The sequence below is a fragment of the Pedobacter sp. HMWF019 genome, assembly GCF_003061025.1.
Classification (GTDB): domain Bacteria; phylum Bacteroidota; class Bacteroidia; order Sphingobacteriales; family Sphingobacteriaceae; genus Pedobacter.
The window spans coordinates 1-18,224 of the sequence record NZ_QAIL01000288.1 but is presented as its reverse complement, the minus strand read 5'-3'; the positions used below and the strand labels follow the sequence as shown (position 1 = coordinate 18,224).

The following is an 18,224-nucleotide window of genomic DNA, read 5'->3' as shown; positions in this document are numbered from 1 at the left end:
AATTATGAGAAGAAGACTGATCATTGGGGAAAGAATTATGTATGTGGATGCTGTAACCCCACTCAATTGTGTTTTTGCGGTTAAAATCAGGGGGAGTTTTTCATTGGAAAACCTTCGTGCTGCCTTGGCCAAAGTACAACAGAAACATCCTTTATTACGGGCCAGGATCCAGGAGGATGCTAAAGGAATTCCTCATTTCACTTCCAGCAACCACTTGTCGGAGATTCCGGTACGGGTAGTAGTCCGCCAAAGTGATGAAGACTGGAAACAGGAATCGGAAAGGGAGTGGTCTGCACTTTTCGACGATAAGGATCTTCCCCTGGCCAGGGTGGTCTGGATTAAAGGCACTTCGGTTTCCGATCTGATCCTGGTTTGTCCGCACTGCGTTTGCGATGGGACCACATTTGTGGCCTTGATGACTGAGGTACTACAGTTGCTGGATCAGCCAGACCTGGAAATTGGCAGCTATCTGCCTTTTGATTCGATTGCTGGTTTGCTTTCGGAATCGTATTCCAGCAGCCCCTCAAAAATTTTCAAAGCCCGGGTATTTTCTGTTCTGGCTTCTGTATTCTTTCTGTTTAAGTCTTCCCGTAAACAGCATCCGGCAGGTAAAGGGTATATGCTGCATTGGAAACTGGATAAGGAAAGCACCGCCGCACTGATTGCTGGCTGTAAGGCGACTGGTGTTACCCTGCATTCGGCTTTATGTGTTGCTTTCCTGGAGGCTTTTTATGCGGTTAAAGGAAACCGCGCGCATGGCAAAGTAATTTGTCCGGTGGATGTCCGCCGCTTTGTAAAGGAGATTAAAGAGGACCATATGTTTGCCTTTGCACCTATCGCAGAGCTTTCCGTAGAAAAAGATACGAAAATCGGTTTCCTGGCAAAAGCGCAACAGCTGAAAGAGGACCTGGACACCAAAATATCGGCCATGAAGGTCCATGAACTGCTGTTCATGAGCGAGTATTTTCATTCTTCGGTACCCAAAATGGTCAGCTATCTGAGGTCTACAGATGGGACACATGATTTTACTTTCTCTAACATGGGCAGGCTGGGCATCCCCGAATCCTATCATTCATTTGAACTGGAAGCGATTTACAGTCCCAGTGTAGGTTTTCCCTGGAGAAATCCGAATACATTGGTCTTAAGTACCTTTAAAGGGGAAATGGATTTTAGTTTTTACTCCAATACGGTTTTCCTGGACCCGCAAGATGCTGCAGCGATTAAAGATCGGGCTTTATTGACTTTAAAAGAGCAAACCACACTGGAAGGGGCCTTACTATAACTGTATGTTCATTAATAAATTTGTACGCAGGAACCTGATCATTTATTTCCTGCCAAATGTTTTCTTCAATACCTGTATCCCCTACTTCGCCTTCAGGAGCCAGGAGGCAGTTTATTTATTCCGGGGCGAGCAGTGTTTTGCCCGGTTCTTATTGCCTATGGTGCTCTTTTTACCCTTTATCATTACGTTTGACCTGTCCAAAAAAACAATTGATCTGTATAAAAAGGGCAAAACAGACCTGTTGATTCCAGATCATCTCCAGAAAACAAAATTCTTGTTTAAAATGGCCGGGATAAACGGGGGTATTTCCCTCACCGTTGCCTTTCTGATCCTGTTGCTTGCAGAGTTTAGTATTCCCCGTCAATATGGCTTTAGTGCTGGTTTTCTTGCCGTACTTTTAGGGTTGACAGCGGGCTTACTTACCGTGATCTTTACCCTCCATACCGGGGCAAGATACTGGCGCCAGGCAGACTCCTGAAAATGAGCAATGACCAGATTCGCCAGGAGATTCCTTACCTTTGCTCATTAATTGATCTTTTATTCTGTTTTAAATATTGATTTATGGCCCGTATTATCGCCTTTGATTATGGCACCAAACGCATCGGCATTGCGGTTACTGATCCTTTGCAGATCATCGCAACCGGACTGGATACCATACACCCTAAAGACGTGATCGACTATTTAAAAAAATACCTGCTGACCGAACAGGTGGAGGCTTTTGTATTGGGCGATCCCAAGCAACTCGATGGTTCTCCTTCGGATTCTGCACAGCATGTAAAAGGCTTTTCAACCACCCTCAAGAAAAATTTCCCCGGCATCCCCCAGTATTGGATAGATGAGCGGTTTACCTCTAAACTGGCGCAGGAAACCATTATGCAGAGTGGCTTGAAAAAGCAGGACAGAAAGAACAAAGAGAGAGTAGATACCATTGCAGCGACCATCATCCTGCAATATTTTATGCAAGAGCACCGTTTATAAAGACAACATGAGTATGATTAATGAAGACCTGCAACATTTACTGTTAAACTATTGCGAACCAGAAAGCGCTCTTTTACAGCAAATTGACCGGGAAACCAATTTAAAGGTATTGATGCCAAGAATGCTGTCCGGCCATTATCAGGGCCGGGTACTCAGCATGCTGAGTAAACTCACGTCGCCTAAAAGGATACTCGAAATCGGAACCTTTACCGGTTATGCAACCCTGTGCCTTGCAGAGGGTTTGAGTGCCGATGGAATTCTGTATACCCTGGACATTAATGTTGAATTAGAAGATATGGTGAGAAAAAGTTTTGCACAATCTCCTTACGATGAACAGATTAAGTATATCCTGGGTGATGCGACAAAAAGCTTGCAGGACCTAAACGAGGTTTTTGACCTTGTTTTCATCGATGCAGACAAAAAAAACAATGGTACTTACTATGATCTGGTGTTCGACAGAATCAGGCCAGGAGGGCTTATTATTGTGGACAATGTGCTGTGGAGTGGAAAAGTACTTAGTAATCAACAAGATAAAGACACAAAAAATATTACTACATTTAATGATAAGGTTGCTAATGACGCGAGGGTGGAGAAACTGATCTTACCCGTCCGCGACGGATTATTCATCATAAGAAAAAAAATATGATTAAAAAGCTAATGTACATCTGGACCGCTCTCCTGTTTACATTTACGGCCTCCAAAGCCCAAACGACTCTTGATTATATTAATGAAAATGTGGATCATGCACAGGAACTCATGAGAGCCTCCCATATCCCGGCCAGTGTGATCCTTGCAGTGGCCATCCACGAATCGGCCTCCGGGACCAGTAAAATCGCCCGGTACCTCAACAACCATTTCGGTGTAAAAGGCCAGAATTCCAGTAAAGAGATCCGTTCTGCCTATAAGGACTATCCCACGGTTCAGGATTCTTACAATCATTTTGTAGAATTTTTGGAAAGCAAGTCTTCTTTTAGCAGTCTTTTCGATAAATTTGATGAGTCCGACTATGTCGGATGGGCAAAAGGTATACAAAAGGGAGGTTATGCACGCAGCAGAAGCTGGTCGTCTCAGGTGATTGGGCTGATCAAAAAATATGAGCTGTTTAAGTACGACCAAAGGCCGCAACAATATTTAGAGGCTGTATTCCCGATTCCTTCCTTAGCTGGAAAAGTAACGAAACAAACCGTACATAACCCGGACAATTAATTGAATGAACTACAGACTGCTGCTTCCAATACTGCTTTTATTTTTTACGGCCTGTTCCTCCAGGAAATATAGCCGGAACAACCGCCAGATTGAGAAACAGGCGAAGAAAGCCAATCCAGATGCTTTAAGTTATACGACATTAAGCTATATAGATGCTTTTAAAGGTGTGGCCGTTGAAGAAATGAATACCTTTGGTATTCCGGCCAGTATTACCCTGGCCCAGGGTATTCTGGAATCTGGTAGCGGGAACGGCAGTCTGGCCAAATATGCCAATAACCATTTTGGAATCAAGGTGACTTCTGAATGGAAGGGCAAGGGTTATTATAAAGACGATGACAAGAAGAACGATTGTTTTCGAGTGTATAAAGATGCCCGTCAGTCTTACAAGGACCATTCAGAATTTCTCAAAAGAAAAAGGTATAGTGCTTTGTTCCAGCTGGACAAAAACGATTATAAGAACTGGGCTTATGGCTTGAAACAAGCAGGCTATGCCACGAATCCAAAATATCCGGACCTGCTGATCAATCTGATTGAAAAGTATCAATTACACCAGTACGATCAGTCTGAATCTGAAAAACAGAAAATTATCCGTGAAGACCGGGTTTTTACGGAGATCAATGCCAATATTGCTGTAGAACAGAAGAAATTTGCCCCTGTGTCGGCACCGCCCTCTAAACAGGTGATCACCACACCGGACAGCACTGCCGACACCCCTCAGGTCAGTACGCCGGTATATACCGCTTCTTCAAATACATCAAAGTATTATACGGTGAAACAGGGCGACACTTTGTACAATATATCTAAACGCTACAATCTTTCCGTAGAAGAATTAAGGGCCATTAATAACCTGTTGGACTCAGGAATTAAAATCGGCCAGCAGTTGCAGATCGTTAAATAATGTTAATATCTCGCACTGCATCATTCTGATCGCGTATTTTTGTATGCAAATGAAACTCACCGGATTTCTTCTTCTCCTTTTGATGTGCACCTGCACGGGCATCTTACATGCACAGCAAAAAACTGTGCCGGGCTTTGTGATGGACAAAAGCAATAAACAAAGGCTGGCGAAGGTCTATATCTATAATCCTAAAAATGATGTGGGCATTTACAATAATGCTAAGGGTGAATTTACCTTGCAGGTGGCTGTTGGTGACACGCTTTTTGCGGCGCTGACAGGTTATGCCATTGATACGATCGTATATAAAGGTCAGAATTCTATCTATTTCCAGCTTACGCCTCATTTTATACGGCTCAAAGAGGTAAAGATCATTGGAAGTTTGCCTACACCGAAACAGAAATACGATAGAACACTTAAAGAATATAAATATGCTTTAGACCGGGGCAGTTCTAAAGATCTGCTCAATGTTGGGCCAGAGGGTGCAGGTCTTGGTATTGATGCGATTTATAATCTGCTGAGCCGAAAAGGGGCCAATGCCAGGCATCTTCAAAAGATCCTGGAAAAGGATTACCGGGAACAAGTGATTGATTTTCGTTTCCGCCCGGAATACGTAGAAAGGGTTTTAAATATCCACGATTACGAGCTGACGGATTTTATGCAGCAGTACCGTCCAACTTATGAGTTTGTGCTTTCGGCCTCGGACTATGCGTTTACCCTGTTCCTCCGGAACAATTACGCAGCTTATAAAAGAAACCCAAGAGCCTTGCGCTTACCGCCGCTTCCTAAAGTGACCATAGAGGAAATAAAGCCTTAAATCTTTTAAAATAGACAATTAGTTTAAATTTAGGTCTTTGATAAAGAACATTTTTGTTTTCTTTGTAGTAATGAAAGGTTTTTATATCAGCATATTCTTCCTCTTTTCTGTTTGCGCAACGTTAAAGGCACAGGAAATCGATACCATTCCAATCAATACAAAAGATCTCAATATTAAACTGAAACGCAGTCCGCTGCCTTCAAGAATTGGAACTTTGTTATTTAAGCCGGTCAAGATAGAGCCGCAGATTGTCAATTCCAAAGTGAATTACTGGAAAACAAAGACTTCGGTTGGGATTAACCTGAACCAGGCTGCTTTTTCGAATAACTGGAGTGGCGGTGGAGTGAACTCACTGGCTTTGGCGGGGATCATTAACTACAAGGCTGAATACAGTAAGGAAAGTTATAGTTATGTGACGGAGGTGATCCTGAACTATGGAAAGGTGAAGAACAAGGACCAGATGGAGAAAAAGACCGTAGACAGGATCTACTGGGATAATAAGGCCGCCATCCAGATTTCGAAGAACTGGTATTTCTTCGGTTCCGTGACTTTTGAGTCGCAGTTTGATAAGGGTTTTGCATATAGCACAAATAATGGGCAGGAAGTTGCAACATTGACTTCTAAATTCATGTCGCCAGGCTACCTTACCGAATCTGTCGGTTTTGAGTACAAACCCACTAAATATTTCTCTACCAGGCTCGGTACAGGTTCTGCCAGACAAACTTTTGTATTAGACAATGATGAGCTTTTTAGAGCTTATGATGAAGCCAATCCTGGTAATCCCGGAGGAAAAACAGATAGCTACGGCGTTGAAAGAGGAAAAACCTTCAGAAATGATCTCGGTTTCCAGATCGTAATGAACTTTGACAAGGATATTTTTCCGAATATCAACCTGAAAAGTAAATATATGGTGTTGATCCCTTATGAGAATGTAGGCTATATGAATCACCGTCTGGATGTGGCTTTAACCGCTAAGGTAAACCGCTTCATGAGCACCACGTTAACAGGTGTGGGTTTGTATGACAGAAATACTTCTTCTAAGATCCAGGGGAGCCAGACACTGGCCTTAGGTGTGGTGTTTGTTTTCCCGAGGTAAAAGATGAGATAATACCCGGCCAATTCGACCAAAATTAATACCTTTGCCAACTACAAAAAATTGAACACTAAGCATTAAAGAAAATGTTTGAGAATTTACAGGACAAATTAGACCGTGCATTTAAAGTTTTAAAAGGACAGGGAAGTATTTCTGAGATCAACGTGGCTGAAACCATGAAAGAGATCCGTAAAGCTTTACTGGATGCCGACGTAAATTATAAAACAGCCAAGACGTTTACAGACGATGTTAAAGAAAAAGCATTAGGCTTAAACGTACTGACCGCCGTATCTCCGGGCCAGTTACTGACCAAGGTTATGAACGACGAACTGACCGCCCTGATGGGTGGCCAGGTGACCGATCTTGATTTAAAAAACAATCCAACCATTATATTAATTGCCGGGCTAAACGGAGCGGGTAAAACCACTTTTACTGGTAAACTGGCCAATTTCCTGAAAAGTAAAGGAAAAAAACCTTTGCTGGTTGCAGGCGACGTTTACCGTCCGGCTGCGATAGATCAGCTTCAGATCCTTGGGGAGCAGGTAGGTGTTCCTGTGTATGTCAACAAGGAATCTAAAGATCCGGTTGGAATTGCAATGGAAGGGATTGCAGAAGGTAAAAAACAAAACAACAACGTGATCATTATCGATACTGCCGGTCGTTTGGCCATTGATGAGCAGATGATGAATGAGATTGCGGCTGTTAAAGAACATACAAAACCGCACGAAATCCTGTTCGTTGTTGATGCCATGACCGGACAGGATGCGGTTAATACAGCAAAAGCATTTAACGACAGATTGGATTTTACCGGTGTGGTGCTGACCAAACTGGATGGTGATACCCGTGGTGGAGCTGCTTTATCGATTAAATCGGTTGTGAACAAGCCGATTAAATTTATTGGTACAGGGGAGAAAATGGAAGCACTGGATGTTTTCTATCCGGATAGGATGGCTTCCAGGATCCTGGGTATGGGTGACGTGGTTTCCCTGGTAGAGCGCGCCCAGCAACAATTTGATGAAAAAGAGGCTGCAGAACTTCAAAAGAAGATCCGCAAGAACAAATTTGATTTCAACGATTTCTACAACCAGATCCAGCAAATCAAGAAAATGGGTAACATGAAGGATTTGATGGGCATGATTCCTGGCGTAGGTAAAATGATGAAAAACGTGGATATTGAAGATGATGCTTTCAAAGGCGTAGAGTCTATCATTCAATCCATGACAAAATTCGAAAGAGAGAACCCGGACAGCATTCAGCAAAGCAGACGCTTAAGGATTGCCAATGGTTCAGGAAATAAAGTGGAAGATGTAACCAAACTGATCAAGCAGTTTGAGGATATGCGTAAGGTGATGAAACAGTTTTCTAACCCGGCTGCTGCCGCTAAAATGATGCGTAATATGCCAAAAATGCCACAGGGAAAGATGTAAAATCTGATCCGGTATTAGAAAAAAGCTCGTTTTTAAACGGGCTTTTTTTATTTCTGCGGCATAATGATATTCAAAATGTTTTCCTCTACATTGGCACATTTAATCTGTTGAATATGCTTGTAAAAACTTTTGGAAGCGCTGTGTTTGGCGTAAATGCACTAACCATTACCGTTGAGGTCAGTATTGGTGGCGGAAATAAATATCATATAGTTGGCTTGCCTGATAATGCCATTAAAGAAAGCTTGCGCAGGATTGAAAGCGCCGTACAGACAGCAGGCTTTAAAATGCCAAGGCAAAAGATTGTGGTGAACCTGGCCCCTGCAGATATCCGCAAGGAAGGCTCCTCTTATGACCTTCCTATCGCAGTAGGTATTTTAGCGGCCTCTGGACAAATAGAAGTACAGGAGCTGCACCAATACTTTATTATGGGTGAACTCTCCTTAGACGGCGGATTACAGCCTATAAAAGGAGCATTGCCTATAGCCATCCAGGCCAGGGCAGCCGGATTCTCCGGATTTATCCTTCCAAAGGACAATTCAAGGGAGGCCGCCATTGTGAATGATCTGCTGGTGTATGGAATGAAGAACCTGGGGGAAGTGATTGCTTTCTTCAATAAAAAGCAGGTCTTCGAATCCGTGGTTGTAGAAACAAGGACTCAATTCTATAACAATGTCAACAGTTATGAGCAGGATTTTTCTGATGTAAAAGGGCAGGAGAACATTAAGCGTGCACTTGAGATCGCTGCAGCGGGTGGACATAACCTGATCCTGATTGGGCCGCCGGGCTCGGGAAAAACGATGCTGGCCAAGCGACTGCCCACTATTTTGCCGCCTTTGAATTTACAGGAGGCTCTGGAAACCACCAAAATTCATTCTGTAGCTGGAAAACTAACGGCAGCGGATTCTCTAATGACAGAAAGACCTTACCGCAGCCCGCACCATACCATTTCAGATGTGGCCCTGGTGGGTGGCGGTGCGAATCCACAGCCGGGAGAAATCTCCCTGGCACATAATGGGGTGCTTTTCCTGGATGAATTGCCAGAATTTAAACGTTCTGTACTGGAAGTTATGCGGCAACCTCTGGAAGAACGGCAGGTGACCATCTCCAGGTCGAGGTTAAGTGTCGAATATCCTGCAAGCTTTATGCTGATCGCATCGATGAACCCCTGCCCCTGTGGGTTCTATAACCATCCGGAAAAGGAATGCATTTGTGGCCCGGGTCTGGTACAAAAATACCTTAGCAAAATCTCAGGCCCTTTATTAGACCGTATAGACCTGCATGTAGAGGTTACCCCAGTCCATTTTAATGAGCTTTCTTCACTGGAAGAAACGGAAAAGAGCAGCAGCATCCGGGCTCGGGTGATCCGCGCCAGGGAATTTCAGGACCGTCGTTTTGCGGATCACCAAAGCCTGCACTGTAATGCCCAAATGAGCCCAAATATGGTTCGTAAGCGTTGTGAGATTGATGAGGCCGGAAGATTGCTGATCAAAAAGGCCATGGAGAAACTAGGGCTCTCCGCCAGGGCCTACGACAGGATACTTAAAGTTTCCAGAACCATTGCCGACCTGGCTGAAAGTGAAGAGATCCGGCTGGAACATTTGGCCGAAGCCATCCACTACCGGAGCCTGGACCGGGAAAGCTGGGCCGGTTAGTCTTCTTCCTCGTCCAGATGTTCTTCTTCCGGCTCAGGAACATAAGCCAGAATCTCTCGTCCTATCTGGTTGATTTCTTCATCGCTTTCAAACAGAGGTGTACCGGTTTCCATATCCAGTCTGATCCATTGCAGATCGGTGTCTTTCTGAATATGGGCATATTCTGCCCCGTCTTTAAAAATGGCATAAGTGTCGTTCCCCTCGGGAAATACAGCGTAATCTATATGACCAATAGTGATATCAAATGGTTCCTGCATAATTATAAATTTTAACGTAAAGAGGCGTAATTGTAGAATTTTAATCCGCCTGTTCCTTCAATCTTAATGGTTTTGGTCTGGTCTTGTCCGTTGGCTCCTTTAAGTTGAAGGGTAATGGTGTTTTCTCCTTTTTGCAAGGGAATACGGGCATAGTTAATCTGGTTGGGCAGAGATTGCCAGTTCCTGGTATCGGATTTCTCTGAAAGCAAGCTGTACAACTGCATACCATAGCCAAGGCCAGTCAGTAAACCATCATTCTTCCCGTTTTTACCGCTTCCTTTTCCGCTTTCGGTCAGTAGGTATTCTGCTGTTTTTTTAACCGCCAGGCGGGCCAGGGTTTTACCCATTTCTTTGGCAAAACGCTGGTCAAGGGTTTTAAAGGCCAGCGCATTGATGTCTTCGGCTTTCTCCAGAGAAATAACATAATTGCCATTACTGGCGGTTGCACTGCTATAATAAGGTGGCCGGGCCACATACATCGGGTAAGTTACCCTTAAACTTTGTACAGAAGCTTTGTTCACTTTTGCCGGATCATAATCCCAGAAAGGGATCACAAAATTCCCATCGGTAAAGACCATATTTCCGTAATCATCTTTGATCAGGGAAAAGAAAAATTCTTTTTGTTGTTTCACCGGTGCCAGCCCATTTTCCCAGAACAAGATCAACTCTCCACCTTCCGGTGCTTTTTCCGGTGTATAAGTCAGGTTAAATAGTTTTTCGTATTTGCTCTGCTCAGACTGGAAACCGTTCAGATAAGCCGTGCGGATCACATCCTTTTTCAGGCCATCCGGTATTTTTGTTCCGTAATAAGTGGTGTCGGGTGCGGTGAGGTAAACATCTGCTGCATTTCTATAGGCAATAAAAGCATTGTTTACATCCCTCCCGCCTTCATAGATCAGGCCCTGCAGCATTAGAGAAAAGGCATCTTTAGAATAACGGTTCTCTTTGTTGTTGAATTTATCCCCTTGCTCCTGGGATTGCAGGGTAATCCTCCTGGCTTCTACAATGGCTTCATCCGTATTGTTCAAATAGAAATAATTCAGGGCCTTGTAATAGTGGATCATGAATTTTTCAAAGTCTTCTCCTTTATAGGTTTGCGACATCGGATTGACCAATACCCCAACAGTACCGTCCATGATTCCGCCAAGCCCCTGCTCCAGCAATTGATCAGCTTCATTAAAATAGCGGTTACTGCCTTCGTAATCTCCGGTCAGATGGGCCATTTTACCTTCCTCCATCAACAGGAGTAGTTTATTTCTTGGTTTTTTCAGCAAGCTGTTTTTATCCAGCTCGGTTTTGGCCTGTGCATAATTTCCATCTGCAATCTGCTTATAATACAGCGCAGTACGGTCATTATAGCTGGCACAGCTAAAAAGAAAGAGCATCAATCCAAAAAGAGTTGATGCTCTAAAAATATTCATCCGGATCGTTGTCATGCTAAGCGCCCGCCAATAATCCTAGTTTTTAACATATTTAGCGATCTTCTTTTCTCCGATCCATACCACTTCATTGGTCTGGATATTGGTCAGCTCCAGGTTCACCTGATAATAAACTACTTTTTTACGTTTGTGAGAATCGACGATGGAGTTGATAGAACCTTGCAAAATATAATCTGCTCCGTTTTCCAGTCCGAATTTCTTCATGCTGGATACAGAAGCATTAGATTGCTGATCTGCTTTCTCTGCACGCAGTTCTTCGCGTTTTTTTCCGCCCTGTACCAAACGTACTCTTTGTGTTTGCAGGAATGCCTGCTCTACGTCTTTTACAAAAGTTTCTGCTTCTATATGCTCATGGCTTTTGTTTTGAACCATCCCTACGATCACCACAGGTTTTTTACCTGCATTTTGCTCCAGGTGATTGCTCAGCCAGGCTGCCCCCAGGATGTTCTGTGTCAGATCCTGGGCCACCAGTCTTGAATCGGTATTGTTCCAGTTTCCGCTAACGTCGATGGCTTCATCGGTACTTACACGGGTAACTTGCCTAGAGCATGAAGTGATGATCAGGCCTGAAACTGCAAAAGCAGCTATAGTAATTATTCTTTTCAGTTGCATATATGTGTTTTATTATTGCTAAAAGCCAAACCAGAAATTCCTTGTCCGGAAACCGAATGATGGATAAAGGTATCTTGAATACCCTCCATAGTTCCAGTAATTGTTATATCCTGGGTAATACCAGGAGTTGTCATAATTGCTATATCCGCCGTACAGGGAAAGCTGATAATTCCTTTCTCTCCTTAAACGGCGACGCTCTTCTCTGGCTTCATACCAGTCATATGCTTTATAGGTTTCCTGAACAGTTGTTCCTTGTGCATAGGTTAGCGAATCTGCCATCCTGCTGTATTTATTTACACTCTCTGCATATCTTGGATTCTGATCAGCAACCAGATCTGTTTGCTGAGCGTAGCCTGCTGAAGCATAGGTTATCCCTGTAAGAAGGCCGGCGATCATTATTAAATTCCTTTTCATATCTATTAAGGTTTTAACGATATACAAAAATACTCCTTTTCAAACTAATATATTGTTTTTCAAATCTCATTTAACACTTTTTTACATCCTGGTTAATTTTTCCATGAAATCCAGGAATTTCTGGTCTGCATAATTGGCAGCTCCTTCTCCTTTATAAGAGATCCGGCCTTCCTTATCAAGCACGACTGTGGTGGGCAGCGAGCCTTTAAAAATTTCCTCGGGGACGGAACTCCCCATGGAATATACAGGCAGGCTGTATTTCTTCCGATCCATGAATTTTTTAGCTTTTGCAAAATCGCCGTCGGCGTCTACAAAGAAAAAAACGATGTCTTTATTGTTTTTAAATTGTTCGTAAAGCCGGTTTACAGAGGGCATTTCAGCCTGGCAAGGTGGGCACCAGGTAGCCCAGAAATTCAGAAAGATCACTTTTCCTTTCAGATCGCCCAAATCAATGCTATTGCCTTCTGCGTCTTTGAATTTAATTCCGCGAAGGTCTGTCGCTTTTCCCTGAGCCGCTGTTTCTGTATGAGGTTTAAACAAGCCAACCTGCATAAGACCCTGCATCAGATAAGCTTTTGCTGAAGGAACAAACAGAAGCACCAGTACAACAGCTAGAAACAAGCCATTCCAGAAGTGTTTTTTTAGGAAAGTGATTTTATTCATAAGCTTATATAGCTATAGACGCGATGCTTTGTGAATTGTTACGCACAATAAGCTTACCACATTCTTTGTGGGCAGATAACTTTATATACATTGTTCAGCAGGAAGCCCAGTACAATTTCATGGCTACCGTTGCTGACCTGATTTAACTGGGAGGTGGTAAAATCATAAGCATAGGTCAGGTTGACAAAATGCCCCAGGTTGAATCCGGCCATGGCAGTATAGGAATCATCTTTTCGAAGGCTGGCACCCAACCAGAACTTATCTTTAAAGGCTGCTTTTACATTAAAATCAAGGGAGGTCGGCAATGCCTGGATTTGCTTCAGCATCACCGAAGGGATAATGCTGATATCGTCGTCTACACTCACCTTATATCCTCCAGTGACAAAAAAATGTGGTACTTGCTTACCTGTATTCTCGCCAGGAGACCTGGTAAAGCTTAATTTTTGAGGTAGGATCTGTTGTACAGAGATCCCTGAAAAGAAACGGGCACCATAGATCCAAATCCCTGTGGAGAGGTCTGGTTTAAGCTGGCTGCCAATTGCATTATTCAATGCGGGATCATTGCCATTCTCAAACTGCAGGGCATTGATGTCAAGATCTATATTAGTTAGCCCTGCCGCTACGCCTAAAGACATATTTAACTGATCTGATAAGCGAAGGTGATAAGCATAGGTCAGGTTAAAAGTGAGGGTTGACAATTGACCTGCTTTATCTCTTACGGCAGTAAAGCCGACCCCATGATGTGCGGGTGAAGCGGTATAGTTTTGCATATAACTCCTGCTCATGGGGTTATCTCCATCTTCTTCAAAAGACAGGGCATTCGACCATAGATATTCTTTTCCGAGTGCCCAGTTGGCGGTAACAAAACTGGTCTTTGGTGAATTCTCAAGCCCCGCCCATTGGTTTCGATAGCCTATCTTTATATCTGTATAGTTTTCTATGCCACTTAAAGCTGGATTTAAGAGGTAATTGTTTAAGATATATTGAGAATACTGCGGCCTCTGCTGACCGTAACAGGCTGCAAGGTTAAGCAATAAAGCGCATATAAAACTGGATCGTATTTTCAAGAAGCCCTTTTTAACAGCAGCAATTTATTAAATTAATTCAAGCTTATACAATGTATCCTGTTTTCCAGATAAATATCTCAGAAAAATAAAAACCCCGCAACGTTAAACGCTGCGGGGTTAATCAAATATTCTGTTTAAATCCAGATTAGATCAGCTCTACACTTCTGCTTACAAATTCAGTCAGTTCAGCCCCTGTCAGCATACCTTGTGCCAACAATGCTAAATCCACCGCTTGCTTAGCCAGTGTTTTCTGCTCTTCTTCATTTTCGCTTTTCAGGATACGGGAAATCAATTTATGGTTACCGTTAATAGCGACCTTGTAGTTGTCTGGCATATTGCCATAGAAACCCATACCACCACCCATTTGGGCCATATCTTTCATCCTGCGCATAAACTCATCCATGGTTACAGTAACAGGTAATTCTTCTGGATTTAATCCAACTACCTCTACATGCATACCTGGCTTGGTGATCGCTTTTTCAAAAACCTCTTTTACCGTTTTAGACTGCTCTTCTGTTAACACAGATTCTGTGCTTTCGTCCTTTTCAATTAACTTACTCGCTACGCTGGAATCTACGCGTTTTAAAGATGTTTTTTCCAGCTTGTGTTCCAATGAGCTAATGAAGTGGTTATCAATCGCAGAGTTCATTAAAAGCACATCGTAGTCCTTTTTATTGGCCGATTGAATGAAACTATCCTGTTTAGCCGGATCATTGGTATAGATATACACTACTTGTCCGTTTTTATCTGTTTGAAAATCTTTTACTTTTTCACGGTATTCCTCCAAAGTAAAGTTTTCGTTCTTTGTATTGGTCAGTAAAGCGAAATCTTTGGCTTTATCATAGAACTTCTCTTCGCTTACCATACCATATTTTACAAACAGGCCGATATCGCTCCATTTCTCTTCATAGCTTTTACGGTCTTTATTGAATAATTCCTGTAATTTATCAGCAACTTTTTTGGTGATATAGCTGTTGATCTTTTTCACATTACTATCTGCCTGCAAAAAGCTTCTGGATACGTTCAAAGGAATATCTGGTGAATCGATTACCCCGTGCAGCAACATTAGGAATTCGGGAACAATGTCTTTAACCTCATCGGTAATAAATACCTGACGGGAGAACAGCTTGATCTTGTTGCGCTGCATATCGAAATCATTCTTTACTTTAGGGAAGTACAATACACCTGTTAAGTTAAAAGGATAATCTACATTCAGGTGGATCCAGAATAAAGGATCTTCAGAGAAGGGATATAGTTGCTTGTAAAAATCAAGATAGTCCTGGTCTGACAAATCTGCAGGTGCTTTTGTCCAGATCGGGTTGGTGGTATTGATGATATTGTCTACCTCTACAGATTTGGTTTTCGGTTTTCCTTCTTCATCTTCTCCGTCCGGTTCCTGCTCTGTAGTGGTACCAAATTTAATTGGAACAGGCAGGAATTTACCATATTTATCCAGGATTTCTCCCAGTTTCTGTTTGCTTAAAAATTCTTCTGATTCGCTGTTGATGTGCAGAATGATATCCGTACCGCGGGTGGTCCGGCTGCCTTCAGAAATTTCGTAACTGGTGCTGCCGTCGCAAGTCCATTTTGCTGGCTCGGCACCATCCTGGTAAGATAAGGTCTGGATCTCTACCAGATCTGCTACCATAAAGGCCGAATAGAAGCCTAAACCAAATTTACCTATGATTTCGTTGGCATCTTTGGCGTCTTTAAATTTCTCTACAAATTCACTTGCACCGGAGAAAGCCACCTGATTGATGTACTTTTTAATCTCTTCAGCAGTCATTCCTAAACCATTATCTGAGATGGTGATGGTCTTCTTCTCTTCATCCAGCGCCACTTCAACAAGGGGTTCCCCAAGCTCACCATTGTACTGACCAAGAGCTGCAAGGCGTTTGATTTTTTGTACTGCATCAACCGCATTTGAAACAAGCTCGCGCAAAAAGATTTCATTATCTGAGTACAGGAACTTTTTAATGATCGGGAAAATGTTTTCGGTGTGTATGGAAATACTTCCTTTTTCTTCTATGCTCATATATTAGGATTATTTTTGTTTAACATATACAGCTTATCAAGCCTTGTTCCAATCTTTAAACTTGTCAATTTGACAGTAAATGATCTGGTTTTCCAGATCTTTCCGTATTATTGGGTATACCTACGCTAAACCTATGAATTTTGACCTCTTAAAAAAGTTAAGGGAAGAGCAGCTGATCAGTGTCGAATCCTTTGAAAAAATTGAGCAGCAGCAAGCCCAGCCTTTGTTTTCCCTGCACTGGGAGTTAAAAACCCTGTTGTACCTTGGCGTTATGCTGCTGAGTACCGGATTGGGTATCCTCATTTATCAAAATATAGACACGATAGGCCATCAGGTCATTCTGCTGATCATTGCATTGATCTGCGGGGCTTGTTTTTTTTATTGTTTTAAACAAAAACTGCCGTTTAGCAGGGAAAGGGTAAAATCTCCGGGTTCTTTTTTTGATTATGCCCTTTTACTGGGTTCACTTAGCTTTCTGACCTTTGTGGGTTATATACAGTTTCAGTATCATCTTTTTGGCACAAATTATGGCCTGGCTACTTTTATCCCCATGGTGGTTTTGTTTTTTCTGGCTTATGAATTTGATCATCTTGGCTTATTGAGCCTGGCCATTACCAATCTGGCGCTTTGGATGGGGGTCTCTGTCACACCAAAACAATTGCTGATGAGCAGCAATTACGACAACCAAACCATCATTTACACCTATATCTTACTGGCTTTACTCCTGCTTGCAGCCGATTTCGCAGGCCGCCGCTTTAAGGTAAAAGAGCATTTTGGTTTTACCTATATGCATTTTGGTATCCATATTGGCTTTATTGCATTGCTTGCCGGCTATTTTATTCATTATGAATTTGGTATCGCGTACCTCTTTCTTTTGGGGGTATTTGTTCTTGGGGCCTATATTTATAAGGAAGCAATTACCCGCCAGTCCTTTTATTTCCTGATGCTGACCGTACTTTACGGTTATATCGCGATCAGTAGCCTTGTGATGAGGGCCTTATTTAATGCCGGAGATGGAGAAGGTGCCTTTTTCCTGGGCTTCTTTTACTTCATTGCCTCGGCCGTTTCCATTATTATTTTACTGATTCGTTTAAACAAAAAAATTAAGACGGCATGATCATCTACAATAAAACCTGGCTACAACACCTTCAAATTCAACATGAAGCTGAACAAGCTTTTGATGCAGGCCTGATTACAACTTCAGAACAGCAGGAGATTAAACAAAAATATCCTCATGGTTTTTATAGCCCTGGGATTTGGATCAGGGCCGGCCTTTTCATCCTCACCTGTATAATTGTTTCCGCGGCTTCAGGAATGATTTCCCTGATGTTTATAGATGCGCATTCCATAGACTTTTCTGTGTATATATTCCTGATTGCAGCCCTCACTTATGGGGGCTTGGAACTGATGGCTGGCCAGAGTAATCATTATAAGTCCGGTGTAGATGACGCCTTGGTATTGATCAGTGCAGGAACTTTTTTAACGGGATTGTGCTGGCTATCTTTCGAGAGCTTTAAATGGGGAGACATCAATGGATTTTTGCTGATTTCTGCTGTGATGTTTGTTTACTGCCTGTTTCTGGCTTTGAGATTTGCGGACATGCTCATGGCTGCAGCTGCAGGAATTTCTTTGCTGACTTTTGTCTTTTTCCTCCTGTATAAAGCCGGCCCAACAGGGCAGCTTTTGCTTCCATTCGTCCTGATCATCTCTGCGGGCTTGCTGTATCTATGGGCAGAAAGAACACATGACCGGTTAAAAAAATGGTATTATGGCCAAGCCTTGATCATGCTGCAAATTGTTGCTTTAATGTGTTTATATCTTTCCGGAAATTACTTTGTGGTCCGAACACTGAATGAATCGCTGAGTGGTTCTGAAAATTTGCCCTTTGGCCTGTTCTTCTGGTTCTGGACAATCGCTATTCCTCTGGTCTATATCGCATGGGGCTTGAGAAAGAAAGACGTCGTGCTTTTACGGTCTGGGCTGCTTTTGGTTGCCGCCGCCGCCTTCACCATTCGAAATTACTTCCATTTAATGTCTCTGGAAGCGATCCTATGCCTTACCGGGGCTGGACTGATCGCTATCGCCTATGGTGTTATCCGCTACCTCAAAATCCCTAAGCATGGTTTTACCTACGAAGAAACTGCGGAGAAGCATCTGATGGACCATATGCGTGTGGAATCCCTGGTTATTGCTGAAACCTTTTCAAGTACAGGTACCCCTCCTGCCGAAGCGGCTAAATTTGGGGGCGGTGATTTTGGAGGCGGGGGTGCCAGTGGGAAGTTCTAAAAGATTTTTTATCTTCGTTTATATTAACGTTTAAACTATGAACCCTTCGAGATTAAAAATTATGCAGTTGATTCATACTGCATTTTGTATCGCCATTTGCC

The 18,224-nt window shown here is 42.9% G+C and carries 19 protein-coding genes; 12 read left to right on the top strand and 7 right to left on the bottom strand.

Translation table 11 applies throughout. From position 1 onward, the window contains the following. Window positions 1-4: 4 nt before the first annotated feature. The 10 genes from DBR11_RS16485 (at window position 5) to DBR11_RS16440 (ending at window position 9,350) form a co-directional block, all read left to right on the top strand. Complete coding sequence (locus tag DBR11_RS16485) at window positions 5-1,282, top strand: hypothetical protein (protein ID WP_108553748.1); 1,278 nt, start codon at window positions 5-7, stop codon at window positions 1,280-1,282. A 4-nt stretch (window positions 1,283-1,286) separates the two neighbouring features. Further along, complete coding sequence (locus tag DBR11_RS16480) at window positions 1,287-1,760, top strand: hypothetical protein (protein ID WP_108553747.1); 474 nt, start codon at window positions 1,287-1,289, stop codon at window positions 1,758-1,760. A gap of 83 nt (window positions 1,761-1,843) precedes the next feature. Then, window positions 1,844-2,260 carry a Holliday junction resolvase RuvX gene (gene ruvX / locus DBR11_RS16475; RefSeq protein ID WP_108553746.1) on the top strand — a complete coding sequence of 139 codons (417 nt, stop codon included), beginning with the start codon at window positions 1,844-1,846 and terminating at the stop codon, window positions 2,258-2,260. A 7-nt stretch (window positions 2,261-2,267) separates the two neighbouring features. After that, entirely contained in the window at window positions 2,268-2,906 is a 639-nt protein-coding gene (locus tag DBR11_RS16470) for an O-methyltransferase (protein ID WP_108553745.1), read from the top strand. After that, entirely contained in the window at window positions 2,903-3,466 is a 564-nt protein-coding gene (locus DBR11_RS16465) for a glucosaminidase domain-containing protein (RefSeq protein WP_108553744.1), read from the top strand. Before DBR11_RS16470 ends, DBR11_RS16465 begins: the two co-directional genes overlap by 4 nt. Before the next feature lie 4 nt (window positions 3,467-3,470). Then, window positions 3,471-4,364 carry a glucosaminidase domain-containing protein gene (locus tag DBR11_RS16460; protein ID WP_108553743.1) on the top strand — a complete coding sequence of 298 codons (894 nt, stop codon included), beginning with the start codon at window positions 3,471-3,473 and terminating at the stop codon, window positions 4,362-4,364. Between the two features lie 49 nt (window positions 4,365-4,413). After that, window positions 4,414-5,178 (top strand): hypothetical protein, encoded by a 765-nt coding sequence (locus DBR11_RS16455; RefSeq protein WP_108553742.1) that lies wholly within the window; start codon window positions 4,414-4,416, stop codon window positions 5,176-5,178. Window positions 5,179-5,215: 37 nt separating this feature from the next. Then, window positions 5,216-6,274, top strand: coding sequence for a DUF3078 domain-containing protein (locus DBR11_RS16450; RefSeq protein WP_369974436.1), 1,059 nt, complete (start codon window positions 5,216-5,218; stop codon window positions 6,272-6,274). Between the two features lie 83 nt (window positions 6,275-6,357). After that, entirely contained in the window at window positions 6,358-7,698 is a 1,341-nt protein-coding gene (gene ffh, locus DBR11_RS16445) for a signal recognition particle protein (protein WP_108553740.1), read from the top strand. A 113-nt stretch (window positions 7,699-7,811) separates the two neighbouring features. Beyond that, a complete protein-coding gene (locus DBR11_RS16440; protein WP_108553739.1) occupies window positions 7,812-9,350 on the top strand; it encodes a YifB family Mg chelatase-like AAA ATPase in 1,539 nt (512 codons plus the stop codon). On the opposite strand, the gene DBR11_RS16435 is transcribed toward DBR11_RS16440, so the two are convergent. From DBR11_RS16435 to htpG, 7 genes are all read right to left on the bottom strand, one after another. Beyond that, entirely contained in the window at window positions 9,347-9,607 is a 261-nt protein-coding gene (locus DBR11_RS16435) for a hypothetical protein (RefSeq protein WP_199233864.1), read from the bottom strand. The two genes, DBR11_RS16440 and DBR11_RS16435, sit on opposite strands and share 4 nt — an antisense overlap. A gap of 11 nt (window positions 9,608-9,618) precedes the next feature. After that, a complete protein-coding gene (locus tag DBR11_RS16430) occupies window positions 9,619-11,028 on the bottom strand; it encodes a COG3014 family protein (protein ID WP_233260789.1) in 1,410 nt (469 codons plus the stop codon). Window positions 11,029-11,064: 36 nt separating this feature from the next. Beyond that, window positions 11,065-11,658 carry a penicillin-binding protein activator LpoB gene (locus DBR11_RS16425; protein ID WP_108553736.1) on the bottom strand — a complete coding sequence of 198 codons (594 nt, stop codon included), beginning with the start codon at window positions 11,656-11,658 and terminating at the stop codon, window positions 11,065-11,067. An 18-nt stretch (window positions 11,659-11,676) separates the two neighbouring features. Then, window positions 11,677-12,072, bottom strand: coding sequence for a hypothetical protein (locus DBR11_RS16420; RefSeq protein ID WP_108553735.1), 396 nt, complete (start codon window positions 12,070-12,072; stop codon window positions 11,677-11,679). 81 nt (window positions 12,073-12,153) lie between these two features. Beyond that, entirely contained in the window at window positions 12,154-12,735 is a 582-nt protein-coding gene (locus tag DBR11_RS16415) for a TlpA disulfide reductase family protein (protein ID WP_108553734.1), read from the bottom strand. A gap of 53 nt (window positions 12,736-12,788) precedes the next feature. Beyond that, window positions 12,789-13,802 carry a type IX secretion system membrane protein PorP/SprF gene (locus tag DBR11_RS16410; protein ID WP_108553733.1) on the bottom strand — a complete coding sequence of 338 codons (1,014 nt, stop codon included), beginning with the start codon at window positions 13,800-13,802 and terminating at the stop codon, window positions 12,789-12,791. A 145-nt stretch (window positions 13,803-13,947) separates the two neighbouring features. Then, the gene (htpG, locus tag DBR11_RS16405; RefSeq protein WP_199233863.1) at window positions 13,948-15,837 is read right to left on the bottom strand and encodes a molecular chaperone HtpG; all 1,890 of its coding nucleotides are present in this window, start codon (window positions 15,835-15,837) and stop codon (window positions 13,948-13,950) included. A 133-nt stretch (window positions 15,838-15,970) separates the two neighbouring features. Between htpG and DBR11_RS16400 the strand changes: the two genes are divergently transcribed. Further along, the gene (locus tag DBR11_RS16400; protein WP_108553760.1) at window positions 15,971-16,954 is read left to right on the top strand and encodes a DUF2157 domain-containing protein; all 984 of its coding nucleotides are present in this window, start codon (window positions 15,971-15,973) and stop codon (window positions 16,952-16,954) included. Continuing rightward, window positions 16,951-18,123 (top strand): hypothetical protein, encoded by a 1,173-nt coding sequence (locus tag DBR11_RS16395; protein WP_108553732.1) that lies wholly within the window; start codon window positions 16,951-16,953, stop codon window positions 18,121-18,123. The genes DBR11_RS16400 and DBR11_RS16395 overlap by 4 nt, the downstream gene beginning before the upstream one ends. Window positions 18,124-18,224: the final 101 nt, after the last annotated feature.

Bases quoted from the DNA above. Each gene is read 5' to 3' on its own strand.
- DBR11_RS16425 (WP_108553736.1), bottom strand. From the start codon at position 11,658: ATGCAACTGAAAAGAATAATTACTATAGCTGCTTTTGCAGTTTCAGGC.
- DBR11_RS16460 (WP_108553743.1), top strand. From the start codon at position 3,471: ATGAACTACAGACTGCTGCTTCCAATACTGCTTTTATTTTTTACGGCC.
- DBR11_RS16480 (WP_108553747.1), top strand. From the start codon at position 1,287: ATGTTCATTAATAAATTTGTACGCAGGAACCTGATCATTTATTTCCTG.
- DBR11_RS16465 (WP_108553744.1), top strand. From the start codon at position 2,903: ATGATTAAAAAGCTAATGTACATCTGGACCGCTCTCCTGTTTACATTT.
- DBR11_RS16430 (WP_233260789.1), bottom strand. From the start codon at position 11,028: ATGAATATTTTTAGAGCATCAACTCTTTTTGGATTGATGCTCTTTCTT.
- DBR11_RS16420 (WP_108553735.1), bottom strand. From the start codon at position 12,072: ATGAAAAGGAATTTAATAATGATCGCCGGCCTTCTTACAGGGATAACC.
- DBR11_RS16470 (WP_108553745.1), top strand. From the start codon at position 2,268: ATGAGTATGATTAATGAAGACCTGCAACATTTACTGTTAAACTATTGC.
- DBR11_RS16415 (WP_108553734.1), bottom strand. From the start codon at position 12,735: ATGAATAAAATCACTTTCCTAAAAAAACACTTCTGGAATGGCTTGTTT.
- DBR11_RS16395 (WP_108553732.1), top strand. From the start codon at position 16,951: ATGATCATCTACAATAAAACCTGGCTACAACACCTTCAAATTCAACAT.
- htpG (WP_199233863.1), bottom strand. From the start codon at position 15,837: ATGAGCATAGAAGAAAAAGGAAGTATTTCCATACACACCGAAAACATT.
- DBR11_RS16400 (WP_108553760.1), top strand. From the start codon at position 15,971: ATGAATTTTGACCTCTTAAAAAAGTTAAGGGAAGAGCAGCTGATCAGT.
- DBR11_RS16440 (WP_108553739.1), top strand. From the start codon at position 7,812: ATGCTTGTAAAAACTTTTGGAAGCGCTGTGTTTGGCGTAAATGCACTA.
- ruvX (WP_108553746.1), top strand. From the start codon at position 1,844: ATGGCCCGTATTATCGCCTTTGATTATGGCACCAAACGCATCGGCATT.
- DBR11_RS16435 (WP_199233864.1), bottom strand. From the start codon at position 9,607: ATGCAGGAACCATTTGATATCACTATTGGTCATATAGATTACGCTGTA.
- ffh (WP_108553740.1), top strand. From the start codon at position 6,358: ATGTTTGAGAATTTACAGGACAAATTAGACCGTGCATTTAAAGTTTTA.
- DBR11_RS16455 (WP_108553742.1), top strand. From the start codon at position 4,414: ATGAAACTCACCGGATTTCTTCTTCTCCTTTTGATGTGCACCTGCACG.
- DBR11_RS16485 (WP_108553748.1), top strand. From the start codon at position 5: ATGAGAAGAAGACTGATCATTGGGGAAAGAATTATGTATGTGGATGCT.